The following is a 19,809-nucleotide window of genomic DNA, read 5'->3' as shown; positions in this document are numbered from 1 at the left end:
TAGGGTTCGGGCATGGGTTTATCCTCCATGGTTTGATAGTGTTACGATCATTACTCGGTCGGGCCAGAAGGATACACCCTGCCCGACCCTTTTTCCAGCCAAGTTACACACAAATAAGGATACTACCTTGCCTGCGCTCGACCTTGACGAGTTGCTGGCGCTACGGGTATCATATGAAACGCGCAAGCGTCAGGCAGGGGGTCACGATGTGCCTTGGCCGGCCCTCTGAACTGCCGAGATGATTTGACAGACGTTCAGGGGACGATAGCCTTAGAGCGGAGACGATTGCCCGAGGCCGATTCTTGAGAAGCATGAAAGGAAAGCAGCAATGAAGGCAAAACTCACTTTACTGATCGTCGCGGTGCTTGTGACGGCCGGCTGTCCAGACAGGAGAGACAGGACGCAGGGTCGGAGGATGGCGGAGACCTGGCTCGTGACCTATCTTGAGGATACCAAGGTTGGCTACTCAGTATCAAGGCAAGACCAGCTCGCGGACGGTTACCGTTTTGAGAGCCTCATGAGGATGAATGTGACGATGGGCGGGAAGACTCAGGACGTCCGTTCTTTCTCAGAGGTCGTGACCGGCCTGGACCTTACACTGCAGTCGTTTACGTTCAGCTTCCGGTCGCAGGACCGTAGTCTGAGCGTTTCCGGGCAGGTGCAGGGCAAGGAGCTTGTAGTCGAAGGCACTGGTGACACGCCGAGGACGATTCCTCTGGACAGAGCGGTCTATCCAATGGCTGCGCTCGGACAGCTTGTGATGCGTCGACGTCCGGCGAAAGACTCGGTTTACCGGTTTCCCGTCTTCGATGTCTCAGTAATGTCGGTCATGACGGTCGAGGTGGCAGTCGAGGGTAAGGAGAGAATCAAGGTCGGTGGCGAGGAAGTGGAAGGGCTGAAGGTCAAGACCCGGCTCGGCCAGGTCGAGATGACGAGCTGGCTCGATGAGAACGGCATGCCATTGGTCGAGTTATCACCGCCGAGGATGCGGTCGGTGAGGACCACGCCAGAGAAGGCAATGGCAATGGAAGGCGGCCAGACCCGGCTTGACCTTTTGCGCATGTTCCGAGTGCCGGTTGTCGCAGTGATTGATGAACCATCCAGAGTATGTCGCGCCAGGCTGGAGATTAGCGGGCTCGACCCAGGGGAGTTCCGGTTTGAGAGCGACCATCAGAAGATGGTCAGCAAGTCGCCATTCGTGCTCGAAATCACATCTCCAGCCGCACCGGAAAGGTTCAGTGCGCCGGTTGCAGGTCAGGATGAGTTTGTGAAGGCGTCGCTGACCGTGCAGTCAGACAACGAAGCGATAAGGAGGAAGGCGCTGGAGGTTGTGGGGCAACAGCCGGATCTGGTTGCCGCGGTGCGTCAGCTCGTGTCGTGGGTTTTCACGGCCGTAGCCAAGGAGCCGACCGCTTCATTCCCGACCGCACTTGACGTACTCAGGAACATGAGGGGTGACTGTAACGAACACGCGGTGTTCTTTGCCGCGCTTGCCCGTTCGCTCGGAATACCGACCAAACTTGTCGCCGGACTGGTTTACATGGATGGAGCGTTCTACTACCACGCATGGAACGAGGTCTTTCTCGGTCAGTGGATTCCGGTGGATGCAACTTTTGGAGAGTTTCCAGCCAGCGCGCTGCACCTGAAACTAGCCGAGGGTGAATTGAGTGAGCAGACACAGATTCTTGCGCTTGTTGGTAGGATTGGTATTACGCTCCGGGAATGGAACTTGACGAACGGGAAGTAGGGGGAGCGAAGGTCCGGGGAACAGGCATCCGACGCCCGGAATCTGAAGCAACGCCGGAAATCTCTGACCAGGTCCAGGGCAACCGACAGTTGGGGTTTCGGAGACGGAGTACCCTACTTCTGGCGCAGAACGCCGGGGGATTCTTGCGACCGTGAGTCGGGTTGTCATTATTCTGCTTGACGGCCTCGGGTGTGGCGAGATGCCAGATGCCGGTGAGTTCGGTGACGAAGGTTCGAACACATTGGCGAACACCGCCAGTGCAGTTGGTGGTCTTGTTCTTCCGAATCTGGGTCGGCTTGGACTGGGGAATGTCACGCCGATTATGGGCGTGCCAGTGCAGGACATGTCTGAGGCTTGCTTCGGCAGGATGGCAAAGGCTTCCGCTGGGAAGGACTCGACGACCGGCCATTGGGAAGTCGCCGGCCTTATTGTTGACCAGCCGTTTCCGGTATTCCCCCACGGCTTCCCGCCTGAGTTTGTTAGCAGATTCGAGCAGGCCATCGGCCGCAAGGTCCTTGGTAACGTTGCAGCATCCGGGACCGAGATAATCCGACGCCTCGGCGAGGAGCACATGAGAACTGGCTGGCCGATAGTGTACACCTCAGCCGATAGCGTGTTTCAGATCGCATGCCACGAAGACGTTGTTCCCATCCAAGACTTGTATCATTTCTGTGAGATCGCCCGCAGAATGTTGGACGGTCCGCTGCGCGTTGGCCGAGTTATCGCTCGGCCCTTTGCCGGCGCGCCAGGTTCGTTTATCCGGACCCATCGGCGCCGAGATTTCTCGTGTCCACCACCGAGTCCGACTCTGCTCGACCGAGTGAAGGACGCCGGGCTGCCAGTCGTTGCCATCGGCAAAGTTGACGACCTGTTCGCCGGGCAAGGGTACACCGAGACGCATCACTCGCTCAACAACATGGAGTGTATGGATCTTGTCCTGCAGGTACTGGATGGACTGGGGCGCGGTTTGGTTTTCGCCAACCTTGTCCAGTTTGACATGGACTGGGGACATCGTAACGACGTACTGGGATTTGCTCGCGGTCTTGAGGAATTCGACCGCCGATTACCTGAAGTCATCGCCCGGTTGAAGCCTGGAGACCTTATTTTCATCACTGCGGACCACGGCAATGACCCGACAACGCCCTCGACCGACCACTCACGTGAGTATGTACCACTGCTTGTGTTTGGCCTCTCCATCAGGCACGGAGTGAACCTTAGATCCCGGCCGACGTTTGCCGACCTTGGCCAGACCGCGGCAGAATTCCTCAATGTGACACCGTGCTCGGATGGCACAAGCTTCTTGAAGGAGGTCACAGCATGACCCGGAACCAGAGACTTCGTCTAGCCCGCGCTGCCAAGATTGTTGTTGGTAATGCCTACGCACCATTCTCAAAGCTTAAGGTTGGCGCAGCAGTGTTGGATGAGAGGGGCCGAATTCACACTGGCTGCAATGTCGAGAACAGCTCCTACGGTCTGACCACCTGCGCCGAGCGGGTCGCCATATTCAAGGCCGTGTCAGAAGGTGCAAGACACATCAAGGCAGTTGCGGTCTTCGCAAGTACAAGAGAACCCACTGTTCCCTGCGGTGCTTGCCTGCAGGTAGTCTGCGAGTTCGGTGTCGACGCTGAGGTGATTCTCACCAACGGAAAACAGACTAGGTACTACCGCCTGCCGGACCTACTGCCGCACAAATTCCGGCTTAGGCCCAGACAGAAAGGACGCCCCGCACGACGTGTTCGCGCTGCTGCGCCGAGCCGTCAATAGGACAATAGCCGCCAAGTAGTTCGAGGCAGGCTTTCTTCTCTCTAGGCGATTCGTTCTAGTCCGTTCATGTAGGGCCGAAGCACAGCTGGTACGATAACTGAGCCGTCCGGCTGCTGGAAATTCTCAATGATGGCAATGAATGTTCGCGGTAGGGCGAGACCTGAGCCGTTGAGCGCGTGCGGCCAGGCCATCCTGCCGTCCCTTGTCCTGAGCCGCGTCTTGGTCCGACGCATCTGATAGTCCTCGCAGTTAGAAATCGAGGAAACCTCTAGCCATCTGCCAACACCGGCCGCCCAGACCTCGATGTCGTAGGTCTTGGCCGACTGGTACGCGATGTCCCACGCTGCAAGTCGCTTTACGCGGTAGGGGAGACCGAGCTCGCGGACCAGTGACTCGACCTCCTGTCTCATTTCCTCCAGCGCTTGGTAGGAGGCCTCGGGCCTCGTGATCCGGAAAATCTCAACCTTGTCGAACTGGTGTACACGAATCATTCCCCGCACGTCCTTGCCATACGAGCCGGCTTCGCGTCGGAAGCAGGGCGAGTAGGTAACGTACCTCTTTGGCAGGTCTGCTTCTTCAAGGGTCTGCTCGCGATGCAGGTTGGCGAGCATCGTCTCTGAGGTTGGTATCAGATAGTACGGGTCGTCCCGCATCGCGTACATTTCAGACTCGAGGTGCGGCAACTGGCCTGCACCCTCCATACACGCCGGGTTTGCCAAGACCGGCATCGCAAGCTCGGCGTATCCGTTCTGTCTGGTATGTCGGTCGAGGAAATACGCAATCAGCGCCCGCTCCAGTAGAGCACCCAATCCCTTGAATACGATGAATCGCGAGCCGGCAAGTCGGGCTGCAGCCCTCAGGTCAACTATGTCCAGTGCCTCACCCAAGTCCCAGTGCGCCAGTGGCTGAAAGTTGAATTTCGGTATCTCTCCCCACTGGTCTACAATCTCCTCTTGTGCTGTGACCGATTCGTGGGTCCTATTGGGCAGAGTCTTAGCCAGCGTCTCTAGTTCGTTCTCAAGCACGGCGAGGGTGGCCTCAAGCTGTTTTACTTTGTCAGAAAAAACCTTGGCTTTGTCGACAAGGTCATCGCATGTCTGTCTTATTCGTCTTGCGCGAGAGATTTCCTCCGACACCTGCCGCTGTTCAAATTTGGTCTTGTCCCGTTCCTGCGCAAGCTTCTTGCGTTCCGTGTCAAGGCTGAGTATGCGGTCAAGGTCAACACTGCATCGCCGCAATTCCAGGATGCGTCGGACCTCCTCGGGGTGTTCGCGAACGAACTTGAGATTCATGTTCGGGATTCTAGGAATATCTCACGACTAGGTCAAACATTGGTAAGCCAAAGTTTGCTTCTGACCATGACTTCCGCTGTTCGATTCCTAAGTTCCCATTCTTGTACCAAGTGTCCGCCAAACTGCTTTCACTAGCAGGTCATACTCTAGATTCACCTTATTGCCGACGCGAAGTTCCTTCAGATTCGTGTTGTTCCAGGTATGGGGAATGACATTGACGCGGAAACCTTCAGGTTTCAGCCCGGCGATGGTAAGGCTCACGCCATTCACACACACTGAGCCGTGTTCGACAAGGAATCTGCGGTTCTCTGCCTTCACTCTGAAAGCCATGCCCCAGGATCCGGTTACACGCTCGACATTAGTCAGCACCGCTAGCTCATCTACGTGGCCCTGCACAAAGTGGCCGCCCAGTCGGTCGCCGAGCACAAGCGCACGTTCGAGGTTTACCCTGGAGCCGATATGAAGCTCACTCAGAGTGGTCTGCTTCAAGGTTGCCGCAACCGCCTCGACCTGGAACCGGTAGCTGTTTGCTTTGATGACCGTCAAGCAGCAGCCGTCCACGGCGACGCTGTCGCCGGGCCTGAGCTGAGGAGCAAAGCCGGCCTCAATCGTCAGTACCAGATTCCCTCTCGTGTCCGCCGTGTTTGCCAGCCGGCCGATTTCCTCGATCAGCCCAGTGAACAACTACCCTCCATGCCGTTCTCAAGCACAAAGTGGCAGGGACAAAGAATGCTGCAGGAACAAGTTGAAGGGGCAAGTACGGTTTGGTCGCTATCTTGGCACCTTTCCATTGCTTTCTTTTGTTCTCTGCACGTTCCCTTCGGGCTGGTCATTGCAGGCTCGTTATCCTGGTTTCTTCAGGTATCCCACGGTCAGCACGTCCTCACCGTAACACTCGTGCCACACCGGCTTCAGGGTCAATACCTGCTTCAGACTTCGGGGTCTCATTTTCATGCCGAGGCTACGCCCCGCCCCCAGTATCTTTGGTGCGTGAAATGCATACACCTTATCCACAATGTTGGCGTCCAGGGCTGAAGCTGCCACGGTCGCTCCACCCTCAATCAGCACTGACATCACGTCACGACGATACAGCTCATTTAGAACGTCATCCCACATAAGGAAACCGTCTTCCGTCCGACGCACCGTGGCTACCTCGACACCGACACGTTCAAGTGCTTTCCTACGTCGTGCACTCTGCGACCCGGTCAGTATCAAGGCCTGCCCATTGGTTCTTATGAATCTGCTGCCGGCAGGAACGTGCAGCTCGGTATCAAGCACGACCTTCAAGATAGGTTTTCTTCGCCTGAGCTGACAATCGAGCCTTGGGTTGTCGAGCAGTACCGTATTCACACCCACGAGCACGGCATCTGACACTTGCCGTAACTTCTGGTTGTGTTGTCGGGCCTTGAGGCCGGTTATCCATTTCGACTCTCCGCGGCGCGTGGCAACCATACCGTCAAGGCTCAGACCCAGTTTGAGCACAACAAAAGGCCGATGCTGATTGTGGAAGCAGAAGTACGCCTCATTCAGCTTACGTGCGTCGTCAGAGAGCATTCCGACATGTGTCCGGATTCCGGCTCGGCGCAGGCATCTTATCCCGCGGCCCCGAACCTTTGGGTGAGGGTCCAGTGTCGCCGCAAAAACCCGTTTGACCCCTGCTCGAATCAGTGCGTCAGTACAGGCTCCGGTCTTGCCACAGAAGCAGCACGGTTCCATCGTAACGTACAGGTCTGCTCCACGGGCACTACGGCCAGCTTGTTTCAGCGCTTCGATTTCCGCGTGTGGCCCGCCGAAGACTCGGTGATAGCCGACACCAAACACTTTGTTCCCTCTGGCTAACACTGCACCCACCATTGGATTGGGAGATGTAAAACCCTGGCCGCGTCGAGCCAAGTTCAGCGCGAGCATCATCATCCACTCGTGCACGGCCAATCATAGAACTGGTCTTTCTATTGTCAAGAAACTAAGTCGTGATACCAAGGAGTTGAGTTGCTAAGGCTGCCGAGCTTCGTGTGTGCAATAAGTCATTGCTGGCAGAGTAACGTAAGCGACGGTTCTATTGCCACAATCCAATCACGCCAATTCCCTATCGCTGTCCGCCGCGCAGTGTCAGCCGACGATGAGCACTTTGGCCCCACGAATGCGGCGGGCCTTGAGGTCTGCGAGAGCCTGGTTAGCGTCTTCAAGCCGATACTCCTTGACCTCAGGCCGGATGGGGGCCTTGGCTGCAAGTGAAAGAAATTCAGCGATATCCTGGCGCGTGACGTTGGCTACGCTTCTAACCTCCTTTTCCATCCAGAGGTGCTTCGGATAGTCCAGTTTCAATAGCTCGGCTTTGTCCGACTCTTCTTTTCGGATGGCGTTGACCACAAGCCGACCGCCGGGTCTGAGTACGGCCAGCGCTGAAACCATGGGCTTCCAGACCGGCGTCGTATCAATGATAGCGTCAAGGCCGATGCCTGGGTTGTCTTCAGTATCTCCAGCCCATGTTGCGCCGAGTTCAAGGGCAAATGTCTGCTCTGACTTGCTGCGGGCAAATACATATACCTGCGCCCTCGGGTTCTGATGCATTGCCATCTTGAGTACCAGGTGTCCGGAAGCACCGAATCCGGTCAGTCCCAGGGTATTGAAAGGGCCGGCAAGTCGGAGCGAACGATAACCGATTGCCCCGGCACACAGAAGTGGTGCCGCCTCGATGTCAGAGAAGATGTCGGGAATCGTGTGGGCGAATGCTTCGGGCACGACCATGAACTCGGCGTATCCACCATTCGCGTCGCGTCCGGTGGCAGCAAACTCAGGGCACAGGTTCTCTTCTCCACGCCGGCAGTGTTCGCACCGCCCGCAAGCCGAGAATATCCACCCGACACCGACTCGATCGCCAATGCTGAATCGGTTCGCACCGGGACCACACTTCTCTATTCGGCCGATCACCTGATGTCCTGGGATTACCGGCAGCCTCGGCGGCGGGGTTCGGCCCTCAATCTCATCCAGTTCAGTATGACACACTCCGCAGACCGTCACGCGCAGGAGAATCTCTCCGGTTCCAGGTAAAGGTTCGGGCATCTCGACTAGCTTCAATGGCTCCGGGTGCTGTTCGAGACTAGCGAACTGGTGCAGAATCATTGCTTTCATATCAGCTCAGCATACGTGGCGGTAAGGACGAATCAAGGATTTGACACTAGGTGCGTTGCCGTTAGAATCCAACATGGCAGCAGTCTATTTGTGAGTACCCCCCCCCTTGATTCCTGCTATGCGAGAGCTCTACAGGCTAGAGTCACTCGACAGGAGCGACTCGAACTGCGGTAAGGACGTGGCGTCCATCGCATCCGGTCAGAATTTCGGGGAGGAAATGCGGAAAGGAGTGCATGATGTCCGAGAGGATGCTGTTGACTGCTACTTGTCTAGCCGCGCTGGTGCTGTCTTGCCGCTGTCCTGGGCCGTCCGCGGGCACAAGGTCCGAGTTCGACAATCCTGAGCAGGGCGACGTGACATACTGGAAAGATGTGAAGTTTACACCCGACACGTCAGACCCTTCGGGCAAGAAGGGTAAGTGGTCGGGCTGGTTCCATCAAGACGTGGTTGACGATGTCGCGCTCGGCAAAGGCATAATCCGGGCCAGGGTTGATGGCCGATGGCAGGACTTCGATGTTGTGGAGCTGCCGGAAGATTTCCAGAAGTGGAACTTCCAAGGCCGGCTCAGGCAACTGGCCGAGTACCGCGAATTGCTCGGTTCCAAGGAAATGCGCATGCCGACTCTATCCGGCCCGCACAACGGTATTGTTGCCAGTCACGGAGCGAGACGCCGAGACACTGAGTTCACTGTGAACAATGCGGTCAAGGGGATGGGCTGGTTGCCCAAACCGGAGAAGTTGGCCGAGGTAGCCGGGTTGCTCAAGCGTACGTGGAACGATTCCCTGTCTGACAAACTAAGGACTCTGGAGAGTCTGTACGCTAGGGGAGCCGAAGTATTTGACCTGACCAAACAGAGTTCGCTTGAGCTGTATGCGAGTCCGGACTTCGAGACTCATACTTTTCTGAATCAGATGACCGACCCGGGCGTTGCAGTCGTTTTTTTGGACCTGCCCAAGTCGTATGAACTGCGCTGCATCGCCCAGATGCTTCATCCCGACGACCCCGGACTTACCGAGTATCAAAGGCAGGCGGTCGAATACATTAACCTTGTTCACGACTACTTCCACGGCCAGTCTCCGCACAAGTCCATTGGCGTCATCTACCATGTTGTCCAGGTGTTCGACAACTCGCCCGGCAGGTGGCGAGGCCAACGAATCGTGCCGCCCAGATCGGAGTCGAAGGAGAACTAGATGAGAACTATGGGCATACTTATCTTCCTTGGTGGTCTAACCATGGCCCAGCCGGCCGGTGTCTTGGACACAGTAGGCGGCACGACCTACGACAACCAGAACTCAGGTCCATCCCTGCAATGGGTCGGTTTCGTGTCTGGTGTCGGTATCCACGTTGCTTGGATGTACTCAGCCCAGCCCCACGGGTCGAATTGGCCAGACCGCAACATGAAGTACAACTTCTACGACCTATCCACCGGCTCATGGAACTGGACTGAACCGGACTTCATGAATTCAGGGATGAAGCCGGTAAGTCGCCGTACCGGGTACGGTACGCTCGAAGTGAGTCCACAGGATGGTGTCGCGCTCATCGGCTGTCACTATAATGCCGGTGGCATGCCACCTCAGTTCGCACCGACCCTGGCCCGGGACCTCTTGCCTGGTGCGGGTATCTTTGACGAATGCGTCGGTGCGCCGACACTGACCGGTTATTTCCTTCCGATTGTTGCGATGACACCTGACTTTACTGTTCACCTGTTGACCATCAAGTTCGCAGCCGAGGACAATCTGTACTACTCGCGCTCGACGTTCTGGTGCACCTGGGAGACTCCGGTTGGCTGGAGTCAGACTGGGGCGTTCGGCCACAACCTGGTTGCCTCGACTCAGTCCAACAAACTGCTTGCGACATGGATGAGAGGAAATGGGGACTCGCTTGGGTTGTACTACCGGCTCTCGACTGACGGCGGTGCGACCTGGGAACCGGTGATGCAGTTGTCGGCACCGGCGGCATACGGTGGCGATACCGTCACTGTTTGCGCTCGCGGGGCGTCCGGCCTGTTCGATATGAACGATGATTGGCTGCTCGTGACCACGGTTTCTCCTTCGGTTGCGGACTCGGTACTCCCAAATCCGGCCGAATTGTGGTTGTACAGCTCGGGAACTGCCACCTGGCATCGGATCCACCGAGCCGAGTCTCACACGCTCGCCGGCGGGTTTGGCCCCCACGCTTCAATCTGCGACCGGCCGAGTCTAGGCCAGAACCGTGCAACCGGTCGGCTGTTCGTTGCGTGGGAGCAGTTTGACTCCAGTAATGTCGAACCTTCAACCAGCCTGCTTCGCGCCGACGTATTCCTGGCCTCGTCTGCGGACGGCGTCAACTGGTCTGCTCCGGTTCGGCTGACCGCACCGGACCAGAGTTCCAAGCGGTTTCCGAACATTGCCCGTAACTGCTCGGGCGACTCGCTCGCAATCGCGTTCATTCAGGACAGCATCGCTGGGTTCAATTCGGACAGTGTCGGCGCGGTCTCGAACAACCCGGTTTGTGTGTGGCGTGGGAGAGCTTCAGGTGTCGGCGAGTGCGACCTGGCTTTCCGGTTCTTGCGACCTACTATACTTGCCTCTCCCAACCCGTCCGGGACGGCTGTCTACTTGCGGCTGTCGGCTGACAGCTCCACAGAACTGAGGATCTACGACATGAGCGGCCAGCTCGTCCGGAGGCTTGCGGTTAGTCATGGTCCGTCGGGCTCCGGGTCCGCGACCTGGGACGGTCGTGATGGCGTCGGAGTTAGAGTCCCGCCCGGCTGTTACTATGCCTGTTCCGGCGTTGCGAATGCCAAGCTCGTACTGACCCAGTAGGGTTCGGGGATAGAATGCTTGTCGTTGTTCTGTTGTTGTTCGGGCAGACCAGTTCTGCACCGATGAATTGCGCTACTCCCATCTTTGATCGACTCTTTCCAAACGTAGCACTGCCGATGCCTGAAACCAAGCGTTCCGCTAATCCTCCGGCGCTGGGCGAAAAGCGGTTGGTTTGGCTTCAGAACATGACCGTGATGCCGCCCCGACAGTATCAGGCCGAAATGACCTGTCGGGCTCGGGGCTTGCACTGTTACGTGATGGTTGATGACTCGGTGTGGAACGCTGGGCTTGTGGACTCGGCCGACGCCGCGAGAATTGTTGAGCGGTTTGAGAACTCCAGCCCGCGGGACCCGTGGCACGGGGTGTGGTACCACAACACCACAAACCTGGGTATGCCGCCGGATGCAATTGACAATGACTCGGCCGTGTATCTGTTCTACTACAATATCGGTACCTATCACGGTATTGCGTTTGACGGATTCTGGCAATACTTCGACGAGTACTACGACTCGACCGCCATGCGGATGTGGGGCTATCATTCTAACGAGGTCGAGTGCGTGTATCTTGACTGCTATCCAAATAGTCCATCTGAGGATTATCGAATTGCCATCGCGGCCCACGAGTTCGGCCATATGATTCAGTGGAACTATGATCAAGCTGAGGAAACCTGGGTTCAGGAAGGGTTCTGTGAACTTGCGATGTGGTTGTTTGGGGCGCCCGACAGGATTTCCGGTTTTCCTTCAAACTCGGACAATGACCTTACAGCCTGGAGCGGGTCATGGGCCGACTACATCAAGACCTATCTCTGGTCTCTATTCTTGTATGAACAGTACGGCGGTCGTGTCGGCACCGAGCTCATTCACAACATCATTGCTTCACCAGAACGCGGCCTTGCTGGCGTAGACGCGGGTTTTGAGGCGACCGGACTGTCCGAGCGGTTCGAAGGAGTGTTGGACCAGTGGGTTGTTGCGTGCCGCATCAACGACACGAGTTTCGCCGGAGGCAAGTACGGATACTTTGGCGAGCGGGTGCCATATTTTGCTACAACCGCGTACCATGTGTCATACCCGGTGGCGCGCTCGGCCGACCTTGCCCGCTGGGCCGGTGAGCATGTGCTGTTCGGTCGCGGCCGCACGCTGGAACTTGAGTTCGACGGTGAAGACTTCGGTAACTTCCACGTTTTTGTGTTCGGCGAGGACACCATCAACGGTCGGATTCTGCTTGATACCGTGGAGCTCGACTCGGTTCAGCACGGAACCACTTTGGTCCCGGGCTTTGATACCGCCTATCAGTTGGTCTATCTGATTCCTGTGAATCACAACCCGGCCGGGCGTATCGGCTACTCGTACCAGGCATCGGTCACTGGTGCAATTGCTGAGCAGTGTTCGGTAGCTTCAGAATCACGGCCTGCGCCTACCGTAGTCAGAGCACGGGACCTTTGGCGAATAAGTGGCAACGTGAACCTGGTTTCAGTTAGTGGTCGCCTAGTTGAACGAGCTTCTGTCTCGGCTGGCGTCTACTTTCTGGTGCCTGGGGTGCATGTCAACGGGAGGCGGCGACTGCTCGTAGTGCGTTGACTAGCGCAGGCTTGGGGTTAGAATCGGGTCATGAGTGACAAGGACCTGAAGACACTCTGGGAAGACGTCTGCGAATGGCTTACTGATGCTACCAGGAGCGCAATCAAGGAAGCCGAGGACCTGACTCGTCGCGGCCGTCTTAAGATGGACATCGTGAACCTGAGCCGGCAGATTGAGAGGGGGCTGGCTGAGCTTGGCGGCGTGGTGTATGAACAAGTGTCGGCTGAGACGAATGCACCGGTTGTGGTTGATACTCGCATCAAACAGCTTGTCGAGAAGCTGGCCAAGCTGCAGGCCGACCGCCAGGCCAGGCAGAAGGAATACGAGGCCGAGAAGAAAAAAGGGTAGTTACTTCGACCGTGCCGTGCGGTCGCTACCCACCGCCGCGGCCTGGCACACTGAGTGGTGTGCCAGACCGGCACAATGGACAATTGCCAGGGTCCCACGTTTCCATGGTCTGCGAATAGACGGACGAATACGGTTGGCCTAGCTTGTTGTTGCCGCCACTCCGGTCAATGAATACACCAACCCCCACCACCTTTGACGGGAACTCATCCAGTGCGGTCAGTGTCTCGACTAGCGACCCGCCGGTCGTCATTACGTCGTCAACAACCAGTACCCTGTCTTCAGGCCCTAGCTTGAACCCACGACCTATCTTTCGACCGCTGTCGGTTTTTTCAGCAATTACGCATCTGCATTGAAGTTGTCGAGCGACTTCGTAGGCGATTATTACTCCGCCGGTAGTCGGTCCACAGACAACGGTCGGATTCTTGTCAACGAACCGGCTGGCAAGAGCCTGGGCAAATGTCTCACAGAGCGCGGGATTCTCAAGTATGCGGAACTTCTCAAAGTACTGGGCCGAATGCCGACCCGAACTTAGCAGAAAATGACCGTGAAGCAACACGCCATGCTGTCTGAGCAACTCGGCAAAGGTATCTTGGTTTGGTGTCCTGCGAGTTGGAGCTGGTACTGGTGACGGCTGCTTGGCGCGTCTGAATTTCTGGCGTTCCTTCCAAGGGCTTGTCTTCTTGCTCTTGGCTTTGATTTGTTTCCCACTCACTTTGTTCTCTCCATCTGTTTTCTGATTTCGGCAATCGTCGCCAACGGGTCCTTGGCCCGATATATTGGCCGGCCGACCACGATGTAGTCGGCGCCGTCCGCTACGGCCTGTTGAGCAGTGCCTATCCTTGCTTGGTCGTCAGGAGGACCTGAAACAGACTGCTTCCGAGTTTCGGCCAGTCGAATACCCGGGCAAACGGCAAGGAAATTCCGTCCACATTCGGCTTTGATACTGCTCAGTTCTTGGGCAGAACAGACGATGCCATCGCATCCTGAGGCTTTGGCGAGTTGCGCAAGAGCTAACGCTCTCTCACGGACAGTTCCTGAGAAGCCGAATACTCGGTACAGCTCGAGTTCATCGAGACTTGTCAACACCGTCACGGCAATCACCAAAGGTCGGCCGCTGCCGGCCTTGTGCGATGCTTCGGCCGCGGCCTCAAGCATTTTCGTACCTCCGGTTGCATGCACGGTCAAGAGCGATACCTGCATGTCCGCGGCCGCACTGACCGCGTCCGCCACCACCGTCGGTATGTCGTGGAACTTCAGGTCGAGGAATACTGACGCGCCCCGTCTCACGAACTCTCGTACCAGACCCGGTCCGGCTCGGCCGAAGAGGTCCATCTGCAACTTGTAGCAGTCAACTCGGTTTCCGATGCGGTCCAGCCACTCAAGCGCCTTGTTTTGCTGGGCTACATTCAGAGCCAACGCCAACTTTGTCATCGCTATCTCCTCGTGCGACCAACAACCTGTTCCCACGACTTCACGCTGTTCCGACTGAGCCAGTCCCTGAGTTCCTGCCAGACCCGAAGTGGTGCACTCGGGTCTACTAAGCTCGCGGTACCGACCTGCACCAGTTTCGCTCCCGCACTGAGGAAATCCAGCGCGTCCCGGCCGCTCGCGATACCACCGCAGCCAATGACTGGGATGTCGACTGCCCGCGCGACCCGTTCAACGCAGAAGAGTGCGAAAGGTTTCAGCGCGGGGCCGGAGATGCCTCCGGTTACGCCACCGAGGAAAGGTCTGCCTGTTTCATCCAGAGCCAGACCGTAAAGTGTGTTCAGTACCGTTACGCCGTCTGCTCCTGCGGCCTCGGCTGCTCTTGCGGTCTCGGCCGGGTCAACAAAATTCCCTGTAAGCTTGACGATAACAGTCTTGCGCGTCTGCTTGCGGACCAGTGCTGTTATTCGCTCAACCATCGTAGGGCTCTGCCCGAACGCTACGCCGCCATGTCTCACGTTTGGGCACGATACGTTCAATTCGAACCCGTCGAGTTTTTTCTCGTCCAGCTCGGAGACAAGCCTTGGGTACTCTCCGAGCTTGAAACCGGCTATGTTGACAATTACTCGGCACTTGAGCGTGTTTAGGCGAGGCAAAATCTTGGTACGAAATGCAACAAGTCCGGGGTTTTCGAGTCCGACTGAGTTCAGGATGCCGCCCGGGAACTCACAGATTCTAGGTGGCGGGTTTCCGGGCCTGGGATCGAGCGTGATGCCCTTGGTTATGATACCGCCAAGCTGGTTCGAGATACGTCTGAATCGCAGACCGAACTCCCAAGTTCCGGATGCGGCTAGCACCGGGTTGGAGAACATGGTCTGACCGACGCGGATGGCAGCTGGACCACAAGTTGTAATCCTTGACCGTGAGCGGCCGGCGGCGAACCGGGTGTGGACCTTCACAGTATGACCTCGTTCAGCAATACCACCGGCCCTTCCTGACAGAATCGGGTGTACCCGCCGTCTCTTCTAGGCAGAGCACAGCAGTAGCATATTCCGGTGCCACATCCCATCCGTTCCTCGATATATCCCCAGACCGGAAACGGGGCCAGGCGACAAACCAGCTCGGCAAGCATCGGCTTCGGCCCACAAGCCAGCACCACGAGCCGCTTCACGCCTCCTGTCTGTTGCGCTCCGTATTTCTTTCCAGTCCCTTCGGGGTCTTGAACCCGGATTCTATTCACCAGTAGCTCCGTTACCGTTCCGTGATATCCGGCGCTGCCGTCGTCAGTCGCCACCATGACTGGTACGCCGGTGCGCTGGAACTCGTCCACGAGTATGAGCCGTTCTTTGCTTCGTGCGCCAAGAAAAACCTGAGTGTGCCTGCGCTTCTTCATCCGTCGCACGTAGTACAGAAGAGGGGCCGCGCCCACTCCGCCGGCGCAGACGACCAGTCTGTATTGATCCAGAGGCGGCGCTGGCTTACCCAGGGGGCCGAGTACGTCAAGGTAGTCTCCGGGTTTCGCCCGGGCAAGCATCTCAGTACCTCGGCCTCTCACTTGGAAGATGAGCCTCAGCCGGTTGCCAGCTACGTCCGCCACCGAGAGTGGTCGGCGTAGCATGGGGTCAGGGCCAAGGCCGGGTCTGACACCAAGAAACTGACCGGGGTCGACAGTTCTTGCCAGAATGGTTTCCCTGATCCAGAAAGAGACGATGTCAGCGGTCAGCCAGGTTCTGCCCACGACCAGCGCGGGCCGGCTAGTCAATAAGCTCAAACTCTACCCTGCGGTCGAGCCAATACTCTTCCGGTCTGGTTGAAATCAGCTTGTGCTCGCCTTCGCTTCGGACTTCAAGTCGCGCTGCGTCCACACCGGCGTCAGCCAAGAACATCCTTACCGCATCAGCCCGCTTCAGGCCCAGTGTCATGTTGTATGCATCAGAGGCTCGCGGGTCGCAGTGTCCAACAATCCTAACTTTCACCCCCGGGTATGCTTTGAGCTTCTCAGCGTTCCTGCGCAGGACCTCGGCGTCGGCATCACGTATGTTCCACCGGTCGGTGTCGAAACGAACAATCTCAAGCACCAGCGCCCCGGGGTGCGTGGGCTCGGCCTTGGCCGTCTCCGCGGGGGACGCTTTGACCGGCATCTTTTCAGGCAGTGTTTCGGCCGGAACGAAACGCGTGGTTTCGGCGCTTGGCCTTTTACGGAGCCGCTCCGGCGGGCTCGGAGTGTGTGCGAGAGTCTCCGAAGCCGATGGCAGTGGGGACGGGGTTGGTCTCACGGTATCAGGGGCAACGGCGAGTGTGTCCGGCTTGGTGGCCTTTTTCTGGGCTACCTTGCGTTTCGGGACCGGTAGACCGAGCCAAAGTTTTGCCTCGTCTGCGTACTCAGTTTGGGGATACTCGGCAATGACCTGGTTCAGGACCGGTATCGCGGCTGCTGTGTCGCCCTTCGCATTTCTCAATATCCAAGCCTTGGCGAACAGCGCCTTGGGTGCCCACTGGCTTTCTGGAAATGAGTCGTACACACTTTGGTATAGCCTCATTGCTTCATCGTATTCCGCCAAGTTCAAATTGTGGATTTCGGCCAGAAGGAACCGTGCCTCGGCTGGCTCGCGGACGGTCGAGTCACCCTTTGCCAAGGCATCAAGAAGTGAGAGTCGTTTCACTGCCTGGACGCCATAGTTCGAGTTTGCCTTGCGTGTCTTAGCTGTGTCGTAATAAGCTCGGGCTGCGACAAAGTTCTTCTTCTGTTCGTGGTGCTTGCCGATGCGGAAGAATGCTTCAGCGCCGACATCACTCGACCCGCGTACTTTTGCCCAGGTGGCAATTGCATCCTCGTGTCGGCCCAGCTCGTACAGTGCGCGGCCGAGAAGTAGGTTTGCTTGGTCGTCAAGGTCACGGTAGCGGCCGAGAACTTCTTCTACCTGACGTGCCGACTGTTCGTATTTGCCCTCCTCGAGCAGTACCGCGGCGATCTGCAGCCGCGCATTAGCCCGGGCTATCGGGTCATGCAGCAGTCGGACGCTGTGTTGATACCATTTTTCTGCCTCCGGCCACCGCCCCAAACGGAAGCAGGCGTCGGCCAGGAGTTCGACCGCGGTCCGGACGTGTGGTGAAGTTGGAAAATTTGCGACGAAGGCAGAGAGCGAGTCCACGGCACGGCCGTAGTCTTCACGGTCATAAAATGCTGCTGCAAGGTTGAAAGCGGCCACGTCGCGCAGGCGTGGATAGTTCCTCTTGACCCCGTCTAGCACTACCGTTGCGACACCGTATTCCTTATTCTTTAGGAGCGAAAGTCCGCGGTACAGCTTGGCTTGCGGTACCAGTCGGGAATATGGAAACGCTAGGACAAGTTGTTCGAAATGGCGCACCGCCTTCGGGTAATGGCCCATCTCGTAGTAGCCCATTCCGATGAGAAACGTCGCATCGTCCACCCAGGTTGAGCGCGGCCAGCGCGAAATCACCAGAGCCGATTTCTCGATTGATTTCTCGAACTTCGCCTTTGCCGCGGTGACCTGCTTCTGTTCCTTGAGTCGGACACCTTCCTTGTAGTAGCTCTGGGCGTTGTAGAAGGTGTTGAAGTAGGCGCATCCGGACGCAAACAAGACCAGTGGCACGATTGCCACTCGGGTCAGGATGCGTCGGGCGGAATTGGTCAAGATTTCCTCAACGCATAATCTAGTTGGACGGTGCTTGCTGTCAAGCGCAGGGTTCACAGACGGTCTCGACGTTCTTGACAGGTCGAGTGCGAACTGGTAGAAATAAACCTTGATGAGAGAGATCATTGTGCCCGAACATGTGCGGACCGACAGAGAGGCAATGGACCTTGCGATTCAATGCGCTCTAGCTGGAATAGAACAGGGCCAGTCTCCATTCGGATGCTGTATTACCAAGCAGGGCCGCGTGCTTGCCGTAACCGGCAATACTGTGTGGCAGGATACCGACCCGACCCGGCACGCCGAGGTTAACGCTATCCAGGCCGCGTGCAAGAAGCTCGGTACGATTGACCTCTCCGGGTGCACGCTCTACGCGACCTGTGAGCCGTGCCCGATGTGCTTTTCTGCCGCGCACTGGGCAAGGGTTTCGAGAATAGTGTACGGCGCCCGTATCGAGGATGCAGAGCAGGCTGGGTTCAATGAAATTCGACTGCCCGCTGAAGAGCTCCGAAAGCTCTCCGGTAATCAGCTTGAGCTCTTTCCAGGCTTCATGCGGGAGGAGTGTCGGGCCGTGTTCGATCAGTGGCAGCGGCTGGGCCGGGGTAAACCCTACTAGTAGAACGCATACCGGAGTCAGCGGACGCTTCTGAAAAACGTCCTTGTCAGTGGCCGAGAGCAGCCATTCTTGTTGCTTCATTCCAAGTGACGCGAGCGTTTACTGTACTCATGCCTCGATTCGTCCGGCGGCGAACATATCTGCCTCCGAGCCTAAGTTTCCTATTCTGTTCCTCTTGGGGTGGAAAAGCCGCTGTCTTTGCTTGGACTGGTTTCGGCCAATCTTGCAACAAACGGCAGTTGGAAGATTCGAATGTACCGGACATAAGACCAGTATTGCCTGTAGGTTGGAGCGAAAACCAAGGCTCATAATTCAAGGGTAGGGGTCGCCAAGGAGGCGGCTACCCATGGCATCTTTGGTTTTCGGCCAGGTCGTAGTGCGGCCGAGTTGTGGGTCGTTCGGCTCCGGTCTGACTACCTCTCGGACTCCAGTTTGAGCTACCGCTTGGTTAGCCGGTGCTCGTGTACGCACGGTGCCTGATTTGTGACACAGGGCGTGACCATCGCGGCAACACGACAAGTTCGGCGGCCAATTATGCCGTAGCTCAGGTCGCATGCCATCGAGCCGGACTCCAGCCCGGTCTTACCGATGGTATCGGTCTGACTCCTGGCTTTGCCGAATTCGAAGTCAAGGGCGAGAATCTCGGACAGGCTTGATGGCGACCGAGAACGAGTCATGCGGAGCCGCGCAGGCATCCGGGCATGCTTGGGTCCAGCAACATCGGGGTTGACGAGGGCTGAGCCGGACATAGAATCTTCGGGCCGAGAAAGATAACCCATAGCCGATGAAGAAGTTTCTGTTACAGGAACCGACCGAAGTTGTGACTCCGGGCGGGCACAGGTTCACGTTACTGCGGCACTTCTGCAAGGGGTGCCGGATATGCGTGGAGTTCTGCCCGACCAGAACCTTAGAGCTTGATGACCGGTTCAAGGTCAAGGTCGCGTATCCGGAGAAGTGCATCGCGTGCCGGATGTGCGAGCTGCGTTGCCCGGACCTGGCGATATTCGTTACGAAAGGGAGGGTTCAAGGGGCTGAGGGTTCAAGGGTTGGAGCAGCCGGAGGTGTTCTGGACCGACAGGCAAGAGCGATGAATCCGCAGGTCGCAGGGAACGCCAAGGCACACGGCAGCAGGCAGCCGGCGAAAGGCGGTTCCTAGTGGCGGCGCAGCTCCTATCCGGCAACGAGGCGTGCGCCATCGGCGCAATTCGGGCCGGCGTGAGGTTCTTTGCTGGGTACCCAATCACGCCCTCGACCGAAATTGCCGAATACTTGGCGCGGGAGTTACCCAAGGTGGGGGGGACGTTCGTGCAGATGGAGGACGAAATTGCTTCAATCTGCTGCATGAATGGCGCGACCGCCGCAGGCTTGAAGGCGATGACCGCAACTTCCGGGCCAGGGTTTTCGCTGATGCAGGAGGGTATTGGGTACTCGATAATGGCGGAACTGCC

21 protein-coding genes are annotated in these 19,809 nt (G+C 57.3%); 11 read left to right on the top strand and 10 right to left on the bottom strand.

Annotation, left to right across the window (positions count from 1 at the left end):
* From ABIL25_06575 to ABIL25_06560, 4 genes are all read left to right on the top strand, one after another.
* On the top strand, positions 1-229 hold a 229-nt coding region (locus ABIL25_06575), incomplete at its 5' end, for a hypothetical protein (GenBank protein ID MEO0081941.1).
* Positions 230-328: 99 nt separating this feature from the next.
* On the top strand, positions 329-1,747 hold the full coding sequence (locus ABIL25_06570; protein ID MEO0081940.1) for a transglutaminase domain-containing protein: 1,419 nt from the start codon (positions 329-331) through the stop codon (positions 1,745-1,747).
* Between the two features lie 151 nt (positions 1,748-1,898).
* A complete protein-coding gene (locus tag ABIL25_06565) occupies positions 1,899-3,068 on the top strand; it encodes a phosphopentomutase (protein ID MEO0081939.1) in 1,170 nt (389 codons plus the stop codon).
* Positions 3,065-3,511, top strand: a complete 447-nt coding sequence (locus tag ABIL25_06560; GenBank protein MEO0081938.1) for a cytidine deaminase — start codon at positions 3,065-3,067, stop codon at positions 3,509-3,511. Before ABIL25_06565 ends, ABIL25_06560 begins: the two co-directional genes overlap by 4 nt.
* A 41-nt stretch (positions 3,512-3,552) precedes the next feature.
* On the opposite strand, the gene serS is transcribed toward ABIL25_06560, so the two are convergent.
* The 4 genes from serS to ABIL25_06540 form a co-directional block, all read right to left on the bottom strand.
* Positions 3,553-4,803 carry a serine--tRNA ligase gene (gene serS / locus ABIL25_06555; protein ID MEO0081937.1) on the bottom strand — a complete coding sequence of 417 codons (1,251 nt, stop codon included), beginning with the start codon at positions 4,801-4,803 and terminating at the stop codon, positions 3,553-3,555.
* A gap of 87 nt (positions 4,804-4,890) precedes the next feature.
* Positions 4,891-5,487, bottom strand: coding sequence for a riboflavin synthase (locus tag ABIL25_06550; protein ID MEO0081936.1), 597 nt, complete (start codon positions 5,485-5,487; stop codon positions 4,891-4,893).
* 159 nt (positions 5,488-5,646) lie between these two features.
* Positions 5,647-6,729 carry a bifunctional diaminohydroxyphosphoribosylaminopyrimidine deaminase/5-amino-6-(5-phosphoribosylamino)uracil reductase RibD gene (gene ribD, locus ABIL25_06545; GenBank protein ID MEO0081935.1) on the bottom strand — a complete coding sequence of 361 codons (1,083 nt, stop codon included), beginning with the start codon at positions 6,727-6,729 and terminating at the stop codon, positions 5,647-5,649.
* 183 nt (positions 6,730-6,912) lie between these two features.
* Positions 6,913-7,935: a zinc-dependent alcohol dehydrogenase family protein gene (locus ABIL25_06540; protein MEO0081934.1), complete on the bottom strand. Its 1,023-nt coding sequence runs from the start codon at positions 7,933-7,935 to the stop codon at positions 6,913-6,915.
* A 233-nt stretch (positions 7,936-8,168) separates the two neighbouring features.
* On the opposite strand from ABIL25_06540, the gene ABIL25_06535 reads away from it, so the two are divergent.
* The 4 genes from ABIL25_06535 (at position 8,169) to ABIL25_06520 (ending at position 12,664) form a co-directional block, all read left to right on the top strand.
* Positions 8,169-9,125 carry a hypothetical protein gene (locus ABIL25_06535; GenBank protein ID MEO0081933.1) on the top strand — a complete coding sequence of 319 codons (957 nt, stop codon included), beginning with the start codon at positions 8,169-8,171 and terminating at the stop codon, positions 9,123-9,125.
* A complete protein-coding gene (locus ABIL25_06530; protein ID MEO0081932.1) occupies positions 9,126-10,739 on the top strand; it encodes a FlgD immunoglobulin-like domain containing protein in 1,614 nt (537 codons plus the stop codon). It abuts the gene before it with no gap.
* Between the two features lie 116 nt (positions 10,740-10,855).
* Positions 10,856-12,316, top strand: a complete 1,461-nt coding sequence (locus ABIL25_06525) for a hypothetical protein (protein ID MEO0081931.1) — start codon at positions 10,856-10,858, stop codon at positions 12,314-12,316.
* Positions 12,317-12,346: 30 nt separating this feature from the next.
* On the top strand, positions 12,347-12,664 hold the full coding sequence (locus ABIL25_06520; GenBank protein MEO0081930.1) for a hypothetical protein: 318 nt from the start codon (positions 12,347-12,349) through the stop codon (positions 12,662-12,664).
* A gap of 25 nt (positions 12,665-12,689) precedes the next feature.
* Here ABIL25_06520 and pyrE read toward each other — a convergent pair whose 3' ends face one another.
* From pyrE to ABIL25_06495, 5 genes are read right to left on the bottom strand one after another with little or no spacing between them, the layout of a single operon-like run.
* A complete protein-coding gene (gene pyrE, locus ABIL25_06515) occupies positions 12,690-13,376 on the bottom strand; it encodes an orotate phosphoribosyltransferase (protein MEO0081929.1) in 687 nt (228 codons plus the stop codon).
* Positions 13,373-14,095, bottom strand: coding sequence for an orotidine-5'-phosphate decarboxylase (pyrF, locus tag ABIL25_06510; protein ID MEO0081928.1), 723 nt, complete (start codon positions 14,093-14,095; stop codon positions 13,373-13,375). The genes pyrE and pyrF overlap by 4 nt, the downstream gene beginning before the upstream one ends.
* Positions 14,096-14,097: 2 nt before the next feature.
* On the bottom strand, positions 14,098-15,051 hold the full coding sequence (locus tag ABIL25_06505; GenBank protein MEO0081927.1) for a dihydroorotate dehydrogenase: 954 nt from the start codon (positions 15,049-15,051) through the stop codon (positions 14,098-14,100).
* Positions 15,048-15,863: a dihydroorotate dehydrogenase electron transfer subunit gene (locus ABIL25_06500; protein ID MEO0081926.1), complete on the bottom strand. Its 816-nt coding sequence runs from the start codon at positions 15,861-15,863 to the stop codon at positions 15,048-15,050. Before ABIL25_06500 ends, ABIL25_06505 begins: the two co-directional genes overlap by 4 nt.
* The gene (locus ABIL25_06495) at positions 15,847-17,874 is read right to left on the bottom strand and encodes a tetratricopeptide repeat protein (GenBank protein ID MEO0081925.1); all 2,028 of its coding nucleotides are present in this window, start codon (positions 17,872-17,874) and stop codon (positions 15,847-15,849) included. Before ABIL25_06495 ends, ABIL25_06500 begins: the two co-directional genes overlap by 17 nt.
* On the opposite strand from ABIL25_06495, the gene ABIL25_06490 reads away from it, so the two are divergent.
* Positions 17,861-18,361, top strand: coding sequence for a nucleoside deaminase (locus ABIL25_06490; protein ID MEO0081924.1), 501 nt, complete (start codon positions 17,861-17,863; stop codon positions 18,359-18,361). The genes ABIL25_06495 and ABIL25_06490 overlap by 14 nt on opposite strands.
* Positions 18,362-18,798: 437 nt before the next feature.
* On the opposite strand, the gene ABIL25_06485 is transcribed toward ABIL25_06490, so the two are convergent.
* Positions 18,799-19,038: a hypothetical protein gene (locus ABIL25_06485; protein ID MEO0081923.1), complete on the bottom strand. Its 240-nt coding sequence runs from the start codon at positions 19,036-19,038 to the stop codon at positions 18,799-18,801.
* 107 nt (positions 19,039-19,145) lie between these two features.
* On the opposite strand from ABIL25_06485, the gene ABIL25_06480 reads away from it, so the two are divergent.
* Positions 19,146-19,517, top strand: a complete 372-nt coding sequence (locus ABIL25_06480) for a 4Fe-4S binding protein (protein ID MEO0081922.1) — start codon at positions 19,146-19,148, stop codon at positions 19,515-19,517.
* Positions 19,517-19,809 (top strand): 2-oxoacid:acceptor oxidoreductase subunit alpha (locus ABIL25_06475; GenBank protein MEO0081921.1); only part of this gene is annotated, 293 nt, incomplete at its 3' end. The genes ABIL25_06480 and ABIL25_06475, both read left to right, overlap by 1 nt.

This window comes from candidate division WOR-3 bacterium (genome assembly GCA_039801365.1).
Classification (GTDB): Bacteria; Hydrothermota; Tepidihabitantia; order Tepidihabitantales; family Tepidihabitantaceae; genus JBDRUN01.
The sequence above is the reverse complement of the archived record's forward strand: the minus strand, read 5'-3'. Positions and strand labels throughout refer to the sequence as shown.

What these genes read in the sequence shown, in the direction of transcription:
- ABIL25_06570 (MEO0081940.1), top strand. Translation starts at nt 329, where the DNA reads ATGAAGGCAAAACTCACTTTACTGATCGTCGCGGTGCTTGTGACGGCC.
- ABIL25_06560 (MEO0081938.1), top strand. Translation starts at nt 3,065, where the DNA reads ATGACCCGGAACCAGAGACTTCGTCTAGCCCGCGCTGCCAAGATTGTT.
- serS (MEO0081937.1), bottom strand. Translation starts at nt 4,803, where the DNA reads ATGAATCTCAAGTTCGTTCGCGAACACCCCGAGGAGGTCCGACGCATC.
- ABIL25_06540 (MEO0081934.1), bottom strand. Translation starts at nt 7,935, where the DNA reads ATGAAAGCAATGATTCTGCACCAGTTCGCTAGTCTCGAACAGCACCCG.
- ABIL25_06535 (MEO0081933.1), top strand. Translation starts at nt 8,169, where the DNA reads ATGATGTCCGAGAGGATGCTGTTGACTGCTACTTGTCTAGCCGCGCTG.
- ABIL25_06530 (MEO0081932.1), top strand. Translation starts at nt 9,126, where the DNA reads ATGAGAACTATGGGCATACTTATCTTCCTTGGTGGTCTAACCATGGCC.
- ABIL25_06525 (MEO0081931.1), top strand. Translation starts at nt 10,856, where the DNA reads ATGCCTGAAACCAAGCGTTCCGCTAATCCTCCGGCGCTGGGCGAAAAG.
- ABIL25_06520 (MEO0081930.1), top strand. Translation starts at nt 12,347, where the DNA reads ATGAGTGACAAGGACCTGAAGACACTCTGGGAAGACGTCTGCGAATGG.
- pyrF (MEO0081928.1), bottom strand. Translation starts at nt 14,095, where the DNA reads ATGACAAAGTTGGCGTTGGCTCTGAATGTAGCCCAGCAAAACAAGGCG.
- ABIL25_06490 (MEO0081924.1), top strand. Translation starts at nt 17,861, where the DNA reads ATGAGAGAGATCATTGTGCCCGAACATGTGCGGACCGACAGAGAGGCA.
- ABIL25_06495 (MEO0081925.1), bottom strand. Translation starts at nt 17,874, where the DNA reads ATGATCTCTCTCATCAAGGTTTATTTCTACCAGTTCGCACTCGACCTG.
- ABIL25_06485 (MEO0081923.1), bottom strand. Translation starts at nt 19,038, where the DNA reads ATGACTCGTTCTCGGTCGCCATCAAGCCTGTCCGAGATTCTCGCCCTT.
- ABIL25_06480 (MEO0081922.1), top strand. Translation starts at nt 19,146, where the DNA reads ATGAAGAAGTTTCTGTTACAGGAACCGACCGAAGTTGTGACTCCGGGC.